We start from the raw sequence: 19254 nt of genomic DNA, 5'->3' as shown, positions 1-19254 counted from the left end.
ATAGCAATCCAGCTATTTCTACATCACTAACGTTTTTTACGGATATTTTATATCAGTTCTTTTCTTACCAGGAACTCTGCAATCTGAACTGCGTTGGTAGCAGCACCTTTACGTAAGTTGTCGGCAACAATCCACATGTTTAGTGTGTTTGGTAACGACTCATCACGTCTGATCCTTCCTACAAATACTTCATCTTTTTCATGAGCATCTTTAGGCATAGGGTATTTAAGGTTCGCTGTATCATCAACAACAATAATTCCTTCAGTTTTAGTTAATAAATCTTTTATATCAGCAAGGTCAAAATCGTTTTCGAATTCTATGTTAACTGATTCAGAGTGACCACCCATAACCGGGATACGTACTGTAGTTGCAGTAACTTTGATACTGTCATCGCCCATGATCTTACGTGTTTCAAGAATCATTTTCATTTCTTCTTTAGTGTATCCGTTGTCTGTAAACACATCAATTTGAGGGATTACATTTAAATCGATAGGGTAAGCATAAGCCATTGGTCCATCAGTAATACCTTTACGCTCATTCATCAATTGCTCAACAGCTTTTACACCAGTACCGGTAACAGACTGGTAAGTAGAAACTACAACACGTTTAATTCTATATTTATCATGAAGTGGTTTTAAGGCCACTACCATTTGTATAGTTGAACAGTTAGGGTTTGCAATGATTTTATCATCAATAGACAGTTCATTAGCATTAACTTCAGGAACGATCAGTTTTTTTGAAGGATCCATACGCCATGCCGACGAATTATCGATTACTGTTGTACCGGCTTCTGCAAAAAGAGGAGCATAAGTTAATGAAGTACCACCACCTGCAGAAAACAATGCGATATCTGGTCTCATTGCAATTGCAGTTTCCATATTTACAACAGCATATTTCTTACCCTTGAATGAGATTTCCTTACCAACACTCTTTTCAGATGCTACAGGGATCAATTCAGTTAAGGGGAAGTTACGCTCTTCTAATACTTTTAACATTACGGTGCCTACCAGACCGGTGGCGCCAACTACTGCAATTTTCATTTTTTTCTAATTGTTTTTTACTTGTTTTTAATTAATTATTAAGGTTTTATGTTTAATAAGTTCCCAAAGATGGGAAATATTTCAGCATTAACTAAATGTTTCTGCAAAGCTTGGGACTTATAAGCAAAAAAGGGAAGTGATTTTTGTAAACCACTTCCCTTTTGTTGTTAAGATATCTCTTCTTAAACCAGTTCGCGATTTACGTAATCAAAGCTTTGCTTGATGCTTACAAAAGGATCCTTTGAAAAATTCTCTTGCTCAACAATTAAGTGTTTAAGGCCTGATTCTTTAGCGTGCTTATAAATGCTCTTAAAGTCTATTTTGCCACTTCCTATTTCTGTGTTAAGGGTATTGTCAGTCTTATCCATATCCTTTACATGCCACATTACAAAACGGCCAGGATGCTTGGCAAATAATGCAAGAGGATCATTTCCAGATCTTACAACCCAGTATAAATCCATTTCAAACTGAACATTTTTCTTATCTGTTTCCTGAAGCAGGATTTCGTAACCTGTAGTGTCCCCTTGTTTTTCAAATTCAAAGTTATGGTTATGATAACCTAGTTGTAAACCAGACTTGGCACATAATTCTGCAGCTTCATTTAACCTTGCTGCTACTTTTTTATAGCCATCTGCATCAGGTCTTAACGATGCATCGAGATACGGACAGGTTAGGTATTCCATATTACAAGTTAAAGCACCTTCAATTAAAGGCTTAACCTCATCCAGGTTACCACTTTTAATAAAGCCATCTAAGCCAAAGTGACCACTAGGAGCGTTTAATCCATTGGCATCAAGTAAGCTTTTAAATGCTTTGGCATCCAGACCCCAGAATCCTGCATCAGCAGTATAGCCATAGGTCTCAACTTGTTTATAACCGGCCTTTGCTACCTTCTCTATTACGCCTTTAACATCTTTAGGTAATAGTTCCCTTAAAGTCCAAAGTTGTAACCCCACTGGACGAGCAACAGCTGCTGGAGTGCTGCTACATGCAAAAGATGGCAATAACGCAGCTCCTGCCACGGCAATACCCGCCTGCTTAATAAAATTTCTTCTAGAATTCATAGTTTTTGAATTATACATCACAAATATTTACTGCTTGCTGCAATGATTTTATAGCATCCTTGCTTTTAGGAATAAATTCCTGAGCAAGATAACCTTTGAAACCGGTTGCTACGATAGCTCTAATAACTGCAGGGTAAAATAGTTCCTGAGATTCATCAATCTCATTTCTTCCTGGTACACCAGCAGTATGGTAATGTGAGATGTATTGATGATTATTTTTTATAGTACTGATTACATTTCCTTCATCTATCTGCATGTGGTAAATGTCGTAAAGCAATTTAAAGTTTTCAGAACCTAGCCTTTTGCATAGCTCAACACCCCATGGAGTATTGTCGCACTGATAATCTCCATGGTCAACTTTGCTATTAAGCAACTCCATAACCACTACTACATTATGTTTTTCAGCAATTGGAAGTATTTGCTTTAAGCCTTCCACACAGTTTTTCAATCCTGTCTCGTCGTCTTTGCCCCTGCGGTTTCCACTAAAGCATATCAATTGCTTATAGCCGGCTTCGGCAACTTTCGGAATCATTTCTGAATAGTTTTTAATCAGTGTTGCATGAAATTTAGGGTCATTCCAACCATCAGGTATGTTGATTTCTGCACCATTACACATTGAAGAGTACAGGCCATGTTTTTTTAAAGTTGCCCAATCATTAGGGCCAACAAGGTCTATAGCTTTAATGCCGATTTTCTTTGCCTCGATACATAGAGTATCAAGGTCTATGCCTCCAAAGCACCACCTACAAACTGAATGATTTACATTTCCTTTTAACATAGTTGACTTATATTGCTCAAGTGCAAAAGCGGGTAGAGCTGCCGAAACACCTAAAGCGGCGGTTCCGGCAACAATAGTTTTCAGTGCAGTTCTCCTGCTTGATTCTGATTCCATTTTTTTAAATATCTAAATTTTGATTTGGTTCAAATAGATTAATGGCCAATTACTTCATCTTCAATTTTCTTATTATCATTGAAAGTTAGTGCAAATAATAGAAAAACAACTAAAGCAATACCAGATGGGATAAGCCATACCATTTTCCAGTCGGCAGCCCCGTTGGCACCTTTGTAGGTGTCTGTAATCCATCCTGCAACTTCAAAGCCTATAAGCATACCCACACCATATGTAGCTAAGGTAATTAATCCCTGAGCAGCACTCTTATATCTTTCGCCCGCTTTTGAGTTGGTGTAGATCTGTCCTGATACAAAGAAGAAATCATAGCAAATACCATGTAATGCAATACCAATAAGGATCATAAAGCTAAGCTCACCTGCATTTCCGTAGGCAAATAATAAATATCTGACAGACCAGGCTAACATACCCACAAGAATTGTTTTCTTGAATCCGTATTTTTTGAAAAAGAATGGAATTAATAGTAGGAATAATGCTTCTGAAATCTGACCTATTGCCATTTTACCTGTAGGCCCTTCAACACCAATATTCGATAAGAAAGGATGGGCATTTTGGTAATAGAAAGCCAGAGGGATACAAATTAGAATAGCCGAAATAAAGAATATAGCAAAGTTTTTATCCTTTAATAATTTCAGCGCATCAAGACCTAAGATGTCGCCAACCTTTACTTTTTCGCCTGCAGCTACCTTTGGCGGCGTTTTAGGAAGTGTGAAACTAAATAAACCTAAGGCTAATGAAGCGATACCGGCCATAAGGAAAGTATTTTTCAATAAACCTTCAGAAAGTGCCTCTGCTGAATCCCAAACAAATACGTAGCTAATAATTAATCCGGCTGCAATCCAACCAATAGTTCCCCAGATCCTGATAGGAGAGAACTCTTTTTCCGGATCTTTCATTTGGTTAAAGGATACTGAATTTACTAAGGCAAGCGTTGGCATATAAAGGATCATATAGCCTAATACATATGGATAAAAGACAGATATATCTGCTGCATTGTACATCTGATACATTAGTGCGGCTCCAAGAAGGTGTAAAACGCCGAGAATTTTTTCTGCATTAAAAAATCTGTCTGCTATCAAACCAATAATGAAAGGAGCCACGATAGCTCCCCAGGATTGGGTTGAAAAAACAGCGGCAGTTTCTGAACCTGAAGCAGAAAGATTCTTGTCCAGAAAAGTACCTAAGGTAACAAACCATGAGCCCCAGATAAAAAATTCCAGGAACATCATGATTGATAATTTAACGCGGTTAGTCGTATTCATATTGGGGTTTTCGTTATTCTTTAAAAGTTAAATTACAGTTCTTTAATCACTATGTTACGGTACCAAACAGCATCTCCATGATCCTGAAGGGCTATTTTGCCTGATTTGAATGTTCCAAAACCTTCCCATCCGGCAAATTTGCTTTTTGAGACCATGTTTTTCCAATTCTCATCCCAAAGTGTAGTAGTTACTACTTTTACACCATTGAGTCTTAATTCAAGCGCTCCATTATTGCTGATTATTTCAGCTGTATTCCATTCTCCAACAGGTTTTACCGGTTCAGAGTTACTTTTTACAAGATCGTATAAATCCCCTGCTCTGTGCTTTGTTATCTTTCCATCCGGATGACCGTCGTTATCCAGAACTTGCATTTCTAAGCCTGTACTGTATGTAGCACCATATTTTTTAGGATCTTCATGTACGTAGAAAATAATACCACTATTCGCTTTAGGAGCTACTTTCCATTCCAGTTTTAAGTGGAAATTGCTGTATTCCTTATCAGTCACTAAATCACCTCCGCCATCATTTTGCCCGTTTGGATCAAAGTGAAGTGTTCCATCTTCTACTTTCCATTTACTACCGGCGGTTGTTTTTCCGTAACTGTGCCAGCCGGTAGTGGTTTTACCATCAAATAATTTGGTAAAACCCTTTGCTCCTTTTTGATTCTTTGTACTACTGCAGCTCATTATTGTTGCTAAGATCAGCGCAGAGAAAATGTATTTTTTCATTATATGGTTTAAAATTGTTCTTTATGTTTTATGCGCCCAAAGTCCAGCCTTTGCGATATTCACGTTTCACGAATTGGTTCACATCATCAAGGTTAGTAACCTTCATCAGGTCATTATCCCAAAGTAATTTGATGTTACGGCCAGGATAAGAGATTTTTCCTTCGCTGTTTTTACGTTGAACATCAACACCGCGTATTGCAAGATTTGCCATTAATAAGGCTTCTGTCAGTGGGCCTGCAATTTCAAAAGGAGAACTTACTTCCTGCTTACCGTAACCGGCAATAGCGGCTTCTACCCATTGTTTGTAGTGACCACCTGCACCACCTTGAACGCGGGCAAATTTTTGTGCTACTTTGATATCTTTGTTTCTGCTTAATGGAAGTAATTTCGGATTTGCGCTATAGGTTTCGGCCATCATTTTACCTTTTGTACCAATAAACAAGGTTCCGTTACCACCGTCTCCAAAGGTTTCGTTGGCTTGTAATTCTTCAGGTCTTTCAGGTTGAATACCACCGTCCATCCAGTGTACTGTAACATCACCCTTAGTTTTATTTGTTTTAGGAAATTTCAATGTTACATGGCTTGATGGGGGACAGCTATCAGGGAAATATCCTCTTTTAAATTCATCAACATATACAGAACCAACACTAGCCTGTACTTCGCTTGCATATTTTAAATTTAAAACGCTAAACGGAGCTTCAAGCAGGTGGCAGCCCATATCACCAAGTGCACCAGTTCCGTAATCCCACCAGCCACGCCAGTTAAACGGGACCAATTTATCTACATAATCCTTATATGGGGCAGTACCTAACCAAAGATCCCAATCAAGATCTGATGGTACCTGTGCTTTATTAGCTGACCATGGAATACCCTGAGGCCATACCGGACGATCTGTCCATGCATAAACCGTGTGTACGTCTCCAATCAATCCTGCATCATACCATTCTTTCATTTGTCTCGGGCCGTCATTAGATGCACCCTGATTTCCCATTTGAGTAACCACTTTATATTTCTTCGCAGCAGCTGTTAAAGTTCTTGCTTCATAAATATCGTGGGTTAAAGGTTTTTGCACATACACATGTTTGCCTAATTGCATTGCTGCAAGGGCAATAATGGCATGGTTATGATCTGGAGTAGAAACAGAAACAGCATCAAAATTTTTAGCTTCTTTATCCATCAATTCACGCCAGTCTCTATAATATTTAGCTTTTGGAAAGGCTTTAACACTGTTCGCAGCTCTTGAATCATGCACGTCGCATAAAAAGCCTATATCAGCTTTTCCGCTTTTTGCAAATTCCGCAATATCAGACTGGCCTTTACCGCCTGCACCTATCCCTGCAACAATTAATCTGTCGCTTGGAGCTAAGAATCCTTTTCCGCCTAAAACATGACGGGGAACTATCATAAATGCAGATGCAGCAATAGCTGATGTTTTTAGAAAACTACGTCTGTTTGTAGCATTCTGATCTTTTTTTGTTTCTTCCATGGTTATATTTGGTTAGGTAGGTTGAATTATTTTTTAAGTGATAAAATATATTTTACCATTTCTTTTGCATCGTCTTTACTTAATGTTGGGTGAGGAGTCATTGGAATTGCACCCCAAACGCCTTGTCCACCTGCAATGATCTTATCCGCAAGATGCTCAATGTTCTCATCAGTTGCAGGATATTTTCCAGCTACGTTTACGTAAGCGGGTCCAACAAGTTTTTGGGTTTTGCTGTGACATGCAAGGCAGTCAGCTTTAGCAATTAATGCTTCACCTTTCGATTTTTCAGCTGCTGCTGCCGGAGCAGCCGGAGTGGTTGCAGCTGGTGCAGGGGTCGTAGCCTTTGCAGCTGTGTCTGTCGTGGCAGGAGTAGTAGCGGCCTCTGTTGCAGGAGCCGATGTGGATGCCTTAGCTGAATCTGCTGCTTTATTTGCCGCAGCCCTTTCTTCCGGACTTGCGCATGAGGCCATAAAGATTGCTAAACAGCCTAAAACAAATAGTGTTCTTTTCATTGTTGTATTATTTATCTAAACCTAAAATTCTGTTATTGAAGTCGTCATTACCTCCTGAAGCAGCAAAATCATCGAATGCTTTAGTGGTTACTTTAATGATATTCTTTTTGATGAATTCAGCACCTTCTCTGGCGCCAACTTCGGCATCCTTAATGCAGCATTCCCATTCCATTACAGCCCAACCTTTGTAATCATACTGAGCAAGCTTACTGAATATGGTTTTGAAATCTACCTGCCCATCACCTGGCGAACGATACCTTCCGGCACGGTTTGCCCAGCTCTGATAGCCTCCAAATGTTCCTTGTTTTCCTGTAGCATTGAATTCAGAATCTTTAACATGGAATGCTTTTATGCGTTCATGGTAAAAATCTATGTACTGGATGTAATCAAGCTGCTGTAATACAAAGTGAGATGGATCATAAAGCAGACATGCACGAGGGTGGTTGTTCACCTTTTCAAGGAACATTTCGTAAGTGATGCCGTCAAAAAGATCTTCACCAGGGTGTATTTCGTAACAAACATCTACACCACAGTTATCAAACTCGTTTAATATAGGTGTCCACCTTTTTGCAAGTTCAGTAAAAGCTGCATCAACAAGTCCTTCCGGGCGTTGAGGCCACGGATGGAACATATGCCAAAGCAACGAACCGCTAAAAGTAGCATGTGCATTTAAGCCAAGATTCTGAGAGGCTTTTGCAGCATATTTTAATTGCTGCACTGCCCATTCAGTTCTTGCTTTAGGATTGTTTTTATATTGATCAGGAGCGAAGGCATCAAAAGCAAGGTCATATGCCGGATGTACAGCAACCAGCTGACCTTGTAAATGTGTCGACAATTCCGTGATTTCCAGACCATACGATCTAACCTTGCCGGTTAACTCATCAGCATATGTTTTGCTTTCTGCTGCTTTTTGAAGATCGATAAACCTTGCGTCAAGGGTAGGCATTTGGATACCTTTAAAGCCTAAGCCCGCCGCCCATTCACAAATAGCATCTAAAGAATTAAAAGGAGCCTCATCACCAATAAATTGAGCAAGGAAAACTCCGGGACCTTTAAGTGTTGTCATGATATTTTTTATATTTTAAAATCTGTCCATTTTTGATCAGATTGGCTTGAATCCACTACTGTGTCAATAAATGCCATACCTCTTACACCATCTTCAACCCTTGGGAAATCCAGCATGGCTTCTGTAGGAGTTGTACCATGGATTTTAGCCGAAACCGTAAGTGCAAAATTTCTATAAATGTTTGCAAAAGCTTCTAGGTAGCCTTCCGGATGTCCGCCTGGAACACGTAAGTTGTGTTTTGCAATATCTGAAAGATAAGCTTGCCCTGCGCGGTAAATCTGAGCTGGTTCATTAAGCCATTTTAAAGTTAACGTATTTGGCTCTTGCTGGTTCCACTCTAATCCGCCTTTTTCTCCATATACTCTAATTTTTAGTGCATTTTCTTCACCTGCAGCAACCTGAGATGCTGATAATACACCGCTTGCGCCATTGTCAAATTTCAAAAGTACGTTGCCGTCGTCATCAAGTGCCCTTCCCTGAACTACAACGTTCAGATCGGCACATAGCTTAGTGATTTTTAAGCCTGAAATATACTCTGCTAATTGCGCAGCGTGTGTTCCTATATCTCCCATACAACCGCTTTTTCCACTTTTGGTTGGGTCGGTGCGCCATGCGGCCTGGGCATTTCCTTCTCTTTCGGTAAGCGTGCTTAGCCATCCCTGAGGATACTCAACCATAATTTTTCTAATGGCACCAAGTTTTCCTTCTTTTACCATTTGTCTGGCTTGTTTTACCATTGGATAACCAGAGTAGGTATGCGTTAAGCATAGAATTAAGCCAGTCTCCTGTACTTTTTGCTGTAATAACTTAGCTTCTTCAAGAGATAAAGCAATTGGTTTTTCAATTACTACGTTAAACCCATGATCCAAGGCCATCATTGCAGGAGCAAAGTGGGCAAAATTTGGGGTAACAATAGTTACAAAGTCGATACGTTTGTCAGCAGGTAATTTGCTTTCTTTCTCAATCATTTCCTCAAAGTTCATATAAACCCTGTCTTCCGGAAGGAATAACATTTCACCAGATTCTCTGGCAATTTCGGGGTGTATACTCAATGCTCCGCAGCAAAACTCTACCTGGCCGTCAATGTTAGCGGCAATACGATGAACTGCACCGATAAACGCGTCTTTACCGCCGCCTACCATGCCCATTCTAATTTTTCTTGTCTTCATTAAATGTTACCTTTTTTTAATTCACTAACTGCAAAATCACAAGCTCTTGCTGTTAAAGCCATATATGTTAATGATGGGTTCTGGCATGCAGCTGAAGTCATGCAAGATCCATCTGTTACAAAAACATTTTTTACTTCATGCATCTGATTCCATTTATTTAATACCGAAGTTTTAGGGTCATGTCCCATACGGGCAGTTCCCATTTCATGTATCGCCATACCTGGTGCAGATCCGTTATCGTAAGTTTTAACGTCTTTAATTCCTGATGCCTCAAGCATTTCTGCAGCATCATTCATCATATCAACGCGCATTTTCTGCTCGTTATCTTTAAACTCACAATCAATAGCCAATACCGGCTGACCCCACTTGTCTTTCTTGCTTTTGTCAATGTAAACGCGGTTTTCGAAATATGGAAGAGATTCACCAAAGCCTCCCAATCCCATACTCCATGCACCCGGAGTGGTCATTTGATCTTTAAACTCGGCTCCAAATGCCATTTCAGCAACATCAGCATGCCAGTTACCTCTGCTTGCACCTCCTTGATAGCCAAAACCTCTTACATAGTCGCGTTTATCATTGCCCATGTTTCTGTATCTAGGGATGTAGATTCCATTTGCGCGGCGGCCATAAGTATATTTATCATCAAAACCCTCTGCTCTTCCAGATGCACCACAACGGAAGTGGTGATCCATCAGGTTATGGCCTAACTGACCACTGCCATTACCTAATCCATCAGGGAATTCAGCAGATGTAGAATTAAGCAACAAGAAAGTAGAACCTAAAGTAGATCCGTTTACAAAAACGATCTTTGCAAAATATTCTATAGTTTCTTTTGTTTCAGAATCGATTACTACAACACCTTTTGCCTTTTGGGTTTCCTTGTCATAGATGATGGTGTTTACCAATGAAAAAGGACGTAAAGTAAGGTTGTTTGTCGCCATAGCAGCAGGCAGGGTAGATGATTGGGTACTAAAATAAGCACCGAACGGACAGCCCCTGCTACAAAGGTTGCGGTATTGACAAGAGCCCCTTCCGCCATGAGGTACAGTTAAATTGGCTGTACGGCCAATGGTCATGATCCTCGATTTTTTCCACTTATCTTCAATGCGCTTTTTTACATCCTTCTCAACACAGTTCATCTCCATTGGAGGTAAGAAATGTCCGTCAGGCAATGCTGGCCATCCTTCTACTTGTCCACTGATACCTGCAAATTTCTCTACATAATCATACCATGGTGCAAGGTCTTTATATCTGATTGGCCAGTCTACGCCATGCCCATCTTTAAGGTTGTCTTCAAAGTTAAGATCACTGAAACGGTAGCTCTGTCTGCCCCACATCAATGATTTTCCACCTACGTGGAATCCACGGTACCAATCAAAACGTTTAATTTCTGTATACGGACAATCATGGTCATTTACCCAATAGCTCTCGTTAAATTCTGAGTATGGATAATCTCTCTTTTGTACCGGGTGCGCTTCTTTTTGTGCTTCTGTTATTCTTCCGCGATGCTCAAATTCCCATGGCTTTTTTGTCGCGGTAGTATAATCTTTTACGTGCTCAATGTTTCTTCCTCTTTCAAGTAATAAAACTTTTAAGCCTTTTTCTGTTAATTCCTTTGCTGCCCAGCCACCACTAATTCCAGATCCTACAACAATTGCATCATATGTATTGTTAGCTGTCGCTTTCGTATTTAAATTGCTCATTTTAATGCTATATAAGGTTTATGCCCAAACTTTTTGGCCAGGTTTTAAATCCACGCAGCCATCATAGCGGCCAGGGATATCAACGTAAGCCATTGCTTTAGTTGCTCCAATTTCAGAAGTGAAATAACCCAGTAAGGTTAAGTCTCTGATGATAGAGAAGAAACGTGGTTCTGTTTTCGGCTTGTCCTTTGGTAGGATCGATGCGAAACCAGCATTTTCGGTTTGAGATTTTGCCTTATCAGGATCACTGTTTTGTTTATCAAGCGCTTCCTGTTCAGCTTTGGTAGCAGTAATGGTCTCTTCTCTTAATTTGCTAAGCAGCTGCGTACGCTGTTCAGGAGAAATTTCAAGGAAAGATTTTTTAAATTCGTCTTTAGATTGGCCTTCAAGAGCATCCAGTCCTTTTACAAATGCCTTTTGAGCATCTTCAGGATAGCAGTCTTTTACCATTAAGGCAATAAATGGACCTACTCCGGCCGCCTTTGCACCTGGCGAACTGGTTGTAGGGATAATGATGTCAGCAACTTCGGTGATCAGCTTAAGCTGGTTATCATCAAATAAGTTACCACTGGTTTTTGTAGATGGTGAGTTACAACTGTCAAGAAATACTCCTATCGTAGTTGCAGATAAAGCTCCTCCCATTAGGAAGGCCATATTCCTCACTGCTTCTCGTCTGTCCATATTTGGCGGTTTAGGTGTTTTGGTGTATTCTAAGTGTGTTTTGTTTTGTAATATTAAGAAAAAATAAACAGTTAGTGTTCTAAATACACAATTAAAGTAAATATATAATGTTTTTGTTACTTATTAAAGGGTACTAGGAAAATTAACGAAAATCCATCTCATTGAGTATCCGAGATATTGCTTTTTGCCACGTAAAATGTTCGTTGTAATAAACATTTTTGAATAGGTTCGTTCATTTATTTATTTTTGTCAAAATCCAAAGCAGTTATGGTTGAGAAAATAGTAGTATTAGGTTCTAATGGCCAGATAGGCACAGAACTGGTAACAGCTTTACGAAAAGTATATGGGGAGTTAAATGTCGTTGCATGCGACATCCGCCGACCTGATTATGACATTAAAAACTCCGGGCCTTTTGAATTTGTAAACGTATTGGAAAAGGATACTTTAAATAGTATTTTTCAGAAGTATAAACCAACACAGGTGTATTTACTGGCAGCACTTTTATCGGCAACAGGAGAGCAAAATCCTAAACTTGCCTGGGACCTTAACATGAATGGCTTGCTTAATATTTTAGATCTGGCAATAACCTATCAAACTGCAAAAGTTTACTGGCCAAGTTCTATTGCCGTGTTCGGGCCAAACTCTCCGAAGGATAATACTCCTCAATATTGTGTGATGGATCCGAATACTGTTTATGGAATTAGTAAACTCGCCGGAGAACGCTGGTGCGAATACTACCATCAAAAATATAATTTAGATGTACGAAGCATACGCTACCCGGGCCTGATAAGCTGGAAGGCTGCACCAGGGGGTGGAACTACTGATTATGCGATTCATATTTTTCACGATGCCTTAAAAAAGGGAACTTATGCCTCGTTTTTAAATGCAGCAACGGAATTGCCGATGATGTATATGGATGATGCTATACGGGGAACAATAGAGCTAATGGATGCTGACGCCTCAAAAATTACTATCCGCTCCAGCTATAATTTTGCCGGAGTAAGTTTTACCCCTGAGATTTTGGCAGCCGAGATCAGAAAGCATATTCCGGAATTTACATTAACTTACACCGAAAATGATCCGCGACAAAACATTGCGGATAGCTGGCCGAGGTCAATTGACGATAGCTTTGCCATAGATGAATGGGCATGGAAACCTGAATATGACCTATCAAAGCTTACAATTGATATGATTAAAAATTTAAAAAAATGAGTATTTAGATTTTAAATACTAACTACTAAAATAACCACCAAATAGAATAAAATGGGAAGAGCATTTGAGTTCAGAAAAGAAAGAAAATTTAAACGTTGGGCCAAAATGGCCGTACAATTTACCAGGATTGGTAAAGAGATTGTAATGGCCGTTAAAGATGGCGGAGCAAGTCCTGATACTAACTCTCGTTTACGTACAGCTATACAAAATGCTAAGGCAGTAAACATGCCTAAGGATAGAGTTGATGCGGCTATTAAACGTGCTTCAAATAAAGATGAAAATGGATACGAAGAGTATGTTTATGAAGGATATGCACAGCATGGAGTTGCCGTTCTAATAGAAACCGCTACAGACAATACAAACAGAACCGTAGCTAACGTACGTAGCTATTTCAATAAAACAGGTGGTACTTTAGGTAAAACGGGTTCTCTTGATTTTATATTTAACCGCAAGTCGATATTCAGGTTCTTACCGGGAGAGAAGGACCTTGAAGAACTGGAGTTTGAATTGATCGATTCAGGATTGGAAGAACTATATCTTGAGGCTGATGAAGAAGGAAATGACATTGCAGTAGTTCAAACTGCCTTCGAAGATTTCGGTAAAATGCAAAAAGCGCTCGAAGATCAGGGGCTTGAAATGAAAAGTGCCAAATTAGAACGTATTTCACTTTCTACTACTACAGTAACTGAAGAACAAGCTGCAGATGTATTTAAACTTATAGATAAACTGGAAGAGGACGATGATGTTCAGGCTGTTTATCATAATATGGCAGAATAAATTCTGCCATATTAGAATCCATTATTTCTGATTAGAAAATAGCCATGGCAACAGTTCCGGCTCTGCAAAGGCAGAGTCCCAACTGTTGTGATTGGCTTCGGGATAAAGTGTTATTTTTGGAGTTTTATCCAATATTTTTAGTTGATCAGCTATAGATGTAGAAAGTACCACAGGCACTACATCATCTTTCTCTCCATGAAAAATCCATAGCGGAACCTTTTTATATTTTTGAACATTAGCAATGTTATCGCCCCCACAGATAGCAAAAGCAGCAGCAAATGTTTTACGTTTACGTCTCAACAGTTCATAAGTGCCCATTCCTCCCATGGATAAACCACCTATGTAAACTTTTTTCTTATCCACGAAAGGTTTGTCTAAAAAGTTATCAATCATACCTATCAAAGCATGCATAGATTTTGTGGGTTTGCCGCCAGTTTGGAAATTAAATTCTCGCTGCCCTTCTTGATTTGTCTTGAACTCAACATTTGCCCAGAAGCTATCTTCACTGCATTGCGGGAACACTATTATTGCAGGGAATTTTTTACGAACACTGTCTTTCAAAAATAACTTGCCACCATGAGTAAGTTGCTTCTCATTGTCGCTTCCTCTTTCTCCACTTCCATGTAAGAAAAAAAGTATTGGATATTTTTGAGTTGGATCAAAGTTTTCAGGAAACAGAATTCTATAATAAATGCTGTCTTTTCCTTCAATAAAATTCCCTGAATCATATTTCTTAAAGTCCTGAGCATTGCTATTTAATCCAAACAGCAAGATCGTCAAAGCGGTTAATTTAATCCTGTTCATCTTACTAAAATAAACAAAATTGTAATCTTTTTAAAACCAGAAGGTCATCATGAATTTATTTCATGATGACCTTCTGGTTACTGGATGGTTGATTAACTTAATATCCTATAACAATGTAAACTGATTAGTCTTAACGTCTCTTGAATTTGTACCAATGAATACTTTAAAATCTCCAGGCTCTGCTACATATTTCAGGTTTGAATTATAGAATTTTAAATCATCAACAGTAATCTTGAAATTAACAGTTTTGCTTTCTCCTGGTTTTAAATTAATCTTTTCAAAGTGTTTTAACTCTTTAACCGGCCGGGTAGAGCTGCCTACTAAATCTCTTATGTAAAGCTGAACTACTTCTTTTCCTTCTCGTGTTCCGGTATTCTTAACAATAACACTTGCATTGATAACTTCACCGGCCTTAAATTTATTTTTGTCAAGTTTTACATCGCTATAATCAAATGTGGTATAGCTTAGTCCATATCCAAAGGGATACAAAGGCTCATTACTTACATCAATGTAATTAGAACGGAATTTAGAAAACCATTTACCATCTTCTAATGGACGACCTGTATTTTTATGACTGTAATACAGCGGAATCTGACCAACGTTTTGTGGGAAAGTGGCTGTCAATTTTCCGGAAGGGTTTACATCGCCAAACACAACATCAGTAATAGCCTTAGCAGCTTCAGTACCACCAAACCAAACATTAAGTATTGCCGGTACATTCTCATTTTCCCAGTTTAAAACCAGTGGGCGCCCACTAAACAAAACTAAAACCACCGGCTTACCAGTTTTAAGTAAGGCCTGTAATAAGCGTTTTTGAACTGCCGGAATTTTCAGATCCGTACGACTTGAACTCTCGCCACTCATTTCTGAACTTTCTCCTAAAGCAGCAATAACCACATCGGCTTGTTTTGCAACATCTACGGCTTCTTTGATCACCTGTTGTTCCGGACGGTTGTCTCTTGGAATATCGCGGCCGAACATTGTAGCTCTTTTTTGATACTCTTCATTGGCCAATAAATTGGAGCCCAAGCTATGTAGAATTTTAACATCCGATCCTAATGTAGCTTTCATTCCTTCTAAAAGGGAAGCGGTATTTCCTAAATCGCTGTTTACACTCCATGTTCCTGGCATATTAGGACCCGTGTTAGCTAACGGGCCAATTAATGCAACTGTACCTGTTTTTTTAAGAGGTAATGTCTGTTTATCATTTTTTAACAATACGAACGATTGCGTTGCCGCTTCACGTGCAAATTGTAAATGTTCAGGTTTAAGTATTTCAGATTTTGCACGTTCTTCATTGCAATAACGATACGGATCTTCAAACAATCCAAGTTTATATTTGGCCTCTAACACAAGGCGGCATGCGTTATCAATTTGCTGGGTTTTAACTTTACCTTGTTGTACTGATTTTTTTAGTGTAGTTAAAAACCCTTCACCAACCATATCCATGTCAACACCGGCATTTAACGATAAGGCCGATACTGCTTGTAAATCGCCTAAGCCATGATCTATCAATTCATTTATGGCTGTATAATCAGTAACTACGAAACCTTTAAAACCCCATTGTTTACGTAACAGATCAGTCATTAACCATTTATTGGCAGTAGCCGGCACACCATTTATATCATTAAATGAGGTCATTACACTTCCAGCACCAGCATCAACAGCAGCTTTATAAGGAGGCAGGTATTCATTGTACATCCTATCCAAACTCATGTCTGTAGTATTGTAGTCCCTTCCGGCCTCAGCAGCACCATATAAGGCAAAGTGCTTAACACAAGCCATCATAGTATTGTATTTAGAAAGATCATCGCCCTGATAGCCCTTAATCATTGCTTTGGCAATTTGGCTGCCCAGATAAGTATCCTCTCCAGATCCTTCAGAGATTCTTCCCCAGCGCGGATCTCTTGAAATATCAACCATAGGAGAGAAGGTCCAGTTAAGCCCATCGGCAGTAGCCTCAACCGCAGCAATGCGAGCAGTTTTTTGTATAAGAGACATATCCCAGGTGCAGGATAAAGCCAATGGAATGGGGAAGGTAGTTTTATATCCATGAATCACATCCTGACCAAAAATGATAGGTATTTTAAGTCTGCTTTCATTTACAGCAATCTCTTGTGCCTTACGGATTTTTTGAGGTGTGGTAAAACTGAACATACCACCTACCTGTCCATTTTTTATTTTACTTTCAACATCCGTACTTACTACTGATCCTGTGGTCGCTTCGCCACCGGTTAGTAAATTAAGTTGCCCAATCTTTTCATCTAAAGTCATCTTAGATAGCAGATTGCTGATAAAAGCATTCATTTTTTGATCAGCTGCGGGAACTTTTTTTTTCTGCTGTGCAAAAGTGGCACTGCTGCAGAAAAATGTAAACAATAATAGTAAGTGAGATATTTTCATTTTAATGTGTTATTTTTTTAAGTAGGGTGTTATTTCCTTTATCCAGATGTCATATCCGGCCGGTTTCATGTGCAGCATATCTTCTACAAATAAGTCGGGTCTTGGCTCACCATTAGCATCCAGCATTTTGGAATTTACATCAATGAACCTTGCATTCTTTTGCTTACTGATGTATTCTTTTATCATGGTGTTTGCTTTGTTCACATTGTCTGCAAACTTCATTCTTGATGGGCTTAGCTTCATTGAAATGTACAGGATATTTGCTTTTGGCAAACCTTTACGGATGTTGTTAAAAAAGGTGGTAAACCGGCTAAAAGTTTCATCGGCACTGGTGCCTTCGGCAATATCATTTTCGCCACTATAAATCACTACCTGCTTAGGCTTATAGGCAAACACAAGCTCATTAATGTAGTCATTTGCCTGTTGCAATGTTGACCCGCCAAAACCACGATTAATAGCATGATAATCTTTATAAACAGTTTCAAGATCATTCCATCTTGTAAATGATGAACTCCCTACAAATACTACCTTTTTTTTGGGAGGCATTGATAAGCTGTCTTTGTGTTTAAATTTTTGAATATCGTTCCAAAAGGGCTTGCCAGACTGAGCGTATGAATTAACAGATAAACTTACAAGTAGAATAAAAAGAAGACGGAAATAAAAATTTTGTTTCATAATTTGATTTTTCTAGTTAACAGTGGCAACCTTTGTTTTTTGAGAAACCCCGCTCTCGTTGATTGCTTCAATGCTAAAATAGTAAGTTTTATTTTTGTCCATTCCTTTATACCAGTATTCATTTGCATTATATATCATGATACAGTTGTAAAGCTTATCAGGTTCGGTACCTATATAAATGTTGTAAGCATAAGCATCTTCAACAGGTGCCCATTTTAACCATGCACTTCGTTTGTCTTTCTCGGTTCTTAGTACAACAAAATCTTTAACACTTTTCGGAACAGCCTGATTGCCATTTCCAAATACCCTTAACCCGCTAATAGCAAATTTACCTGTAGGCATATGTATGTTTTCGAGTTTTATAAACCGCGCTTTAACAGGTTGTTCTAACTCAATATAATCATGAGGTACATCGGTTTTATTGGCGCTTTTATCTTTTAGGATTTTCCATTTAACGCCATCTGTAGAATACCACAGTTTGTATTGATGATAAATGTCTTGTCGTTTACCCAGAAACTCAGCATCCTGATCGGCATAATTAATTTGTACCGCATTTACTGTAGACAGGCCACCAAGATCAGTTTGAATCCACTCGCCCTTGTCGCCTGTTTTTGCACTCCAGTAAGTTTTAATGCTTTCATCAACAGCACTGTTGGCATAGAATGATCCAAGCGTTGATGATACTGTTACAGGCTTATTGTAGTTTAATAACATCCATCCCGTAAAACCGCTTTTTAAATGATCCTGCGCTGCAGTAGGTAAGTAATGAGGATAATCGCCGAAGGCAGCATCCATATACATCACATCGTCTTTATCAAAGCCTGCTGGCCAGATACCCAGGCGGCGTTCAAAGTTGTTTTTAACAGAGATTGCTATAGTAGAAACATGCCAGTAATTATTCCATTTATCCTGATAAGTAGCACCATGACCTGCACCACGGGCAAAGCCACCAGGTTTCCATGAAAAAGGAGTAGATTGATGTTCAAATGGCCCCAACGGGGTAGACCCAACAGCTACTCCATCTGCATAGCCGCTAAATTCAGTGCCTGGCGCACCATATTGAAGGTAATACTTACTATTGTGCTTGGTTACCCATGCCCCCTCCATAAAAGGATCTAAAAAAGTGTTGTCTAAATATTCTCCAAATCGTTGCCATCCAAATCGATCCGGATTTAACAGCAGTAATTCTTTACGTGTGCCAATTGGTTCAAAAGTTTTTCTGTTTAACTCAATGCCATATAACGGATAGCTATTACTGCTACCATTATACATGTATAGTTTGCCATCATCATCAACAAAATGAGCAGGATCCCATCCGCCAATTTCAAATTCATGAACCGCTTCTTTCCATTCATTGTTTTTAGGATCAGTACTCATCCATATTGGGAAGTTTTTAGAGTAGGTAGAACCAAAAACAAGCATGGTATCTCCTTGTACCCAAACAGATGGGGCGCATAGGTCATCATACACCTTATGCTCTGGTCTTAAAAAGTTTTTAGAAACGAACTTCCAGTTATACATGTCACTGCTCCACCAATACCCCCATTGGTTGGTCGAGAAAAGATAGTAGTCACCTTTATACGTTACAATAACAGGATCGGCAGTAGCCCTGTGTTTTCCTTGTTCAGAGAAATTTGGAATAGGAGTGTAGCCATAATCCAGATTAATCGGATTACAGTAGGTAAGCTGCTTTTTTTGAGCAAATGCACCTGTGCTTAAAAGAAGCATCAGGAACATTGTAATGTATTTTTGCTTCATCATA

Annotated in this window: 17 protein-coding genes; 2 read left to right on the top strand and 15 right to left on the bottom strand. The window is 39.1% G+C overall.

Going from position 1 to position 19254, the window contains the following annotated elements; translation table 11 throughout:
- Window positions 1-47: 47 nt before the first annotated feature.
- The 11 genes from CPT03_RS15315 to CPT03_RS15265 all read right to left on the bottom strand — a co-directional run bounded on the left by CPT03_RS15315 (window position 48) and on the right by CPT03_RS15265 (window position 11621).
- The gene (locus CPT03_RS15315) at window positions 48-1040 is read right to left on the bottom strand and encodes an aspartate-semialdehyde dehydrogenase (protein ID WP_099439650.1); all 993 of its coding nucleotides are present in this window, start codon (window positions 1038-1040) and stop codon (window positions 48-50) included.
- A gap of 182 nt (window positions 1041-1222) precedes the next feature.
- A complete protein-coding gene (locus tag CPT03_RS15310; protein WP_099441140.1) occupies window positions 1223-2104 on the bottom strand; it encodes a sugar phosphate isomerase/epimerase family protein in 882 nt (293 codons plus the stop codon).
- Window positions 2105-2114: 10 nt separating this feature from the next.
- Window positions 2115-2996 (bottom strand): hydroxypyruvate isomerase family protein, encoded by an 882-nt coding sequence (locus tag CPT03_RS15305; protein ID WP_099439649.1) that lies wholly within the window; start codon window positions 2994-2996, stop codon window positions 2115-2117.
- A gap of 38 nt (window positions 2997-3034) precedes the next feature.
- Complete coding sequence (locus CPT03_RS15300) at window positions 3035-4276, bottom strand: nucleoside permease (protein WP_099439648.1); 1242 nt, start codon at window positions 4274-4276, stop codon at window positions 3035-3037.
- Between the two features lie 32 nt (window positions 4277-4308).
- Window positions 4309-5004, bottom strand: coding sequence for a DUF1080 domain-containing protein (locus tag CPT03_RS15295; protein WP_099439647.1), 696 nt, complete (start codon window positions 5002-5004; stop codon window positions 4309-4311).
- Between the two features lie 28 nt (window positions 5005-5032).
- Window positions 5033-6490: a Gfo/Idh/MocA family protein gene (locus CPT03_RS15290; RefSeq protein WP_099439646.1), complete on the bottom strand. Its 1458-nt coding sequence runs from the start codon at window positions 6488-6490 to the stop codon at window positions 5033-5035.
- Window positions 6491-6516: 26 nt separating this feature from the next.
- Entirely contained in the window at window positions 6517-7002 is a 486-nt protein-coding gene (locus tag CPT03_RS15285; RefSeq protein WP_099439645.1) for a c-type cytochrome, read from the bottom strand.
- 7 nt (window positions 7003-7009) lie between these two features.
- Window positions 7010-8068: a sugar phosphate isomerase/epimerase family protein gene (locus CPT03_RS15280; protein ID WP_099439644.1), complete on the bottom strand. Its 1059-nt coding sequence runs from the start codon at window positions 8066-8068 to the stop codon at window positions 7010-7012.
- An 8-nt stretch (window positions 8069-8076) separates the two neighbouring features.
- On the bottom strand, window positions 8077-9237 hold the full coding sequence (locus tag CPT03_RS15275; protein WP_099439643.1) for a Gfo/Idh/MocA family protein: 1161 nt from the start codon (window positions 9235-9237) through the stop codon (window positions 8077-8079).
- Window positions 9237-10940: a GMC oxidoreductase gene (locus tag CPT03_RS15270; protein WP_099439642.1), complete on the bottom strand. Its 1704-nt coding sequence runs from the start codon at window positions 10938-10940 to the stop codon at window positions 9237-9239. The genes CPT03_RS15275 and CPT03_RS15270 overlap by 1 nt, the downstream gene beginning before the upstream one ends.
- A gap of 18 nt (window positions 10941-10958) precedes the next feature.
- Window positions 10959-11621, bottom strand: coding sequence for a gluconate 2-dehydrogenase subunit 3 family protein (locus tag CPT03_RS15265; protein ID WP_099439641.1), 663 nt, complete (start codon window positions 11619-11621; stop codon window positions 10959-10961).
- Window positions 11622-11888: 267 nt separating this feature from the next.
- Here CPT03_RS15265 and CPT03_RS15260 point away from each other — a divergent pair, with 267 nt between their 5' ends.
- Both CPT03_RS15260 and CPT03_RS15255 read left to right on the top strand, forming a co-directional pair.
- The gene (locus CPT03_RS15260; protein ID WP_099439640.1) at window positions 11889-12833 is read left to right on the top strand and encodes an NAD-dependent epimerase/dehydratase family protein; all 945 of its coding nucleotides are present in this window, start codon (window positions 11889-11891) and stop codon (window positions 12831-12833) included.
- 51 nt (window positions 12834-12884) lie between these two features.
- Window positions 12885-13610: a YebC/PmpR family DNA-binding transcriptional regulator gene (locus tag CPT03_RS15255; RefSeq protein ID WP_099439639.1), complete on the top strand. Its 726-nt coding sequence runs from the start codon at window positions 12885-12887 to the stop codon at window positions 13608-13610.
- A 21-nt stretch (window positions 13611-13631) separates the two neighbouring features.
- On the opposite strand, the gene CPT03_RS15250 is transcribed toward CPT03_RS15255, so the two are convergent.
- From CPT03_RS15250 to CPT03_RS15235, 4 genes are all read right to left on the bottom strand, one after another.
- The gene (locus CPT03_RS15250; protein ID WP_099439638.1) at window positions 13632-14414 is read right to left on the bottom strand and encodes a prolyl oligopeptidase family serine peptidase; all 783 of its coding nucleotides are present in this window, start codon (window positions 14412-14414) and stop codon (window positions 13632-13634) included.
- A 105-nt stretch (window positions 14415-14519) separates the two neighbouring features.
- Entirely contained in the window at window positions 14520-16817 is a 2298-nt protein-coding gene (bglX, locus tag CPT03_RS15245) for a beta-glucosidase BglX (RefSeq protein WP_099439637.1), read from the bottom strand.
- A gap of 9 nt (window positions 16818-16826) precedes the next feature.
- Window positions 16827-17492, bottom strand: a complete 666-nt coding sequence (locus tag CPT03_RS15240; RefSeq protein WP_099439636.1) for a GDSL-type esterase/lipase family protein — start codon at window positions 17490-17492, stop codon at window positions 16827-16829.
- Between the two features lie 12 nt (window positions 17493-17504).
- Entirely contained in the window at window positions 17505-19253 is a 1749-nt protein-coding gene (locus tag CPT03_RS15235) for a family 43 glycosylhydrolase (RefSeq protein WP_216641555.1), read from the bottom strand.
- Window position 19254 lies beyond the last annotated feature (1 nt).

Source organism: Pedobacter ginsengisoli, assembly GCF_002736205.1.
Lineage (GTDB): Bacteria > Bacteroidota > Bacteroidia > Sphingobacteriales > Sphingobacteriaceae > Pedobacter > Pedobacter ginsengisoli_A.
Note: the sequence above shows the minus strand (reverse complement) of the source record. Positions and strands in the feature narration are given on the sequence as shown.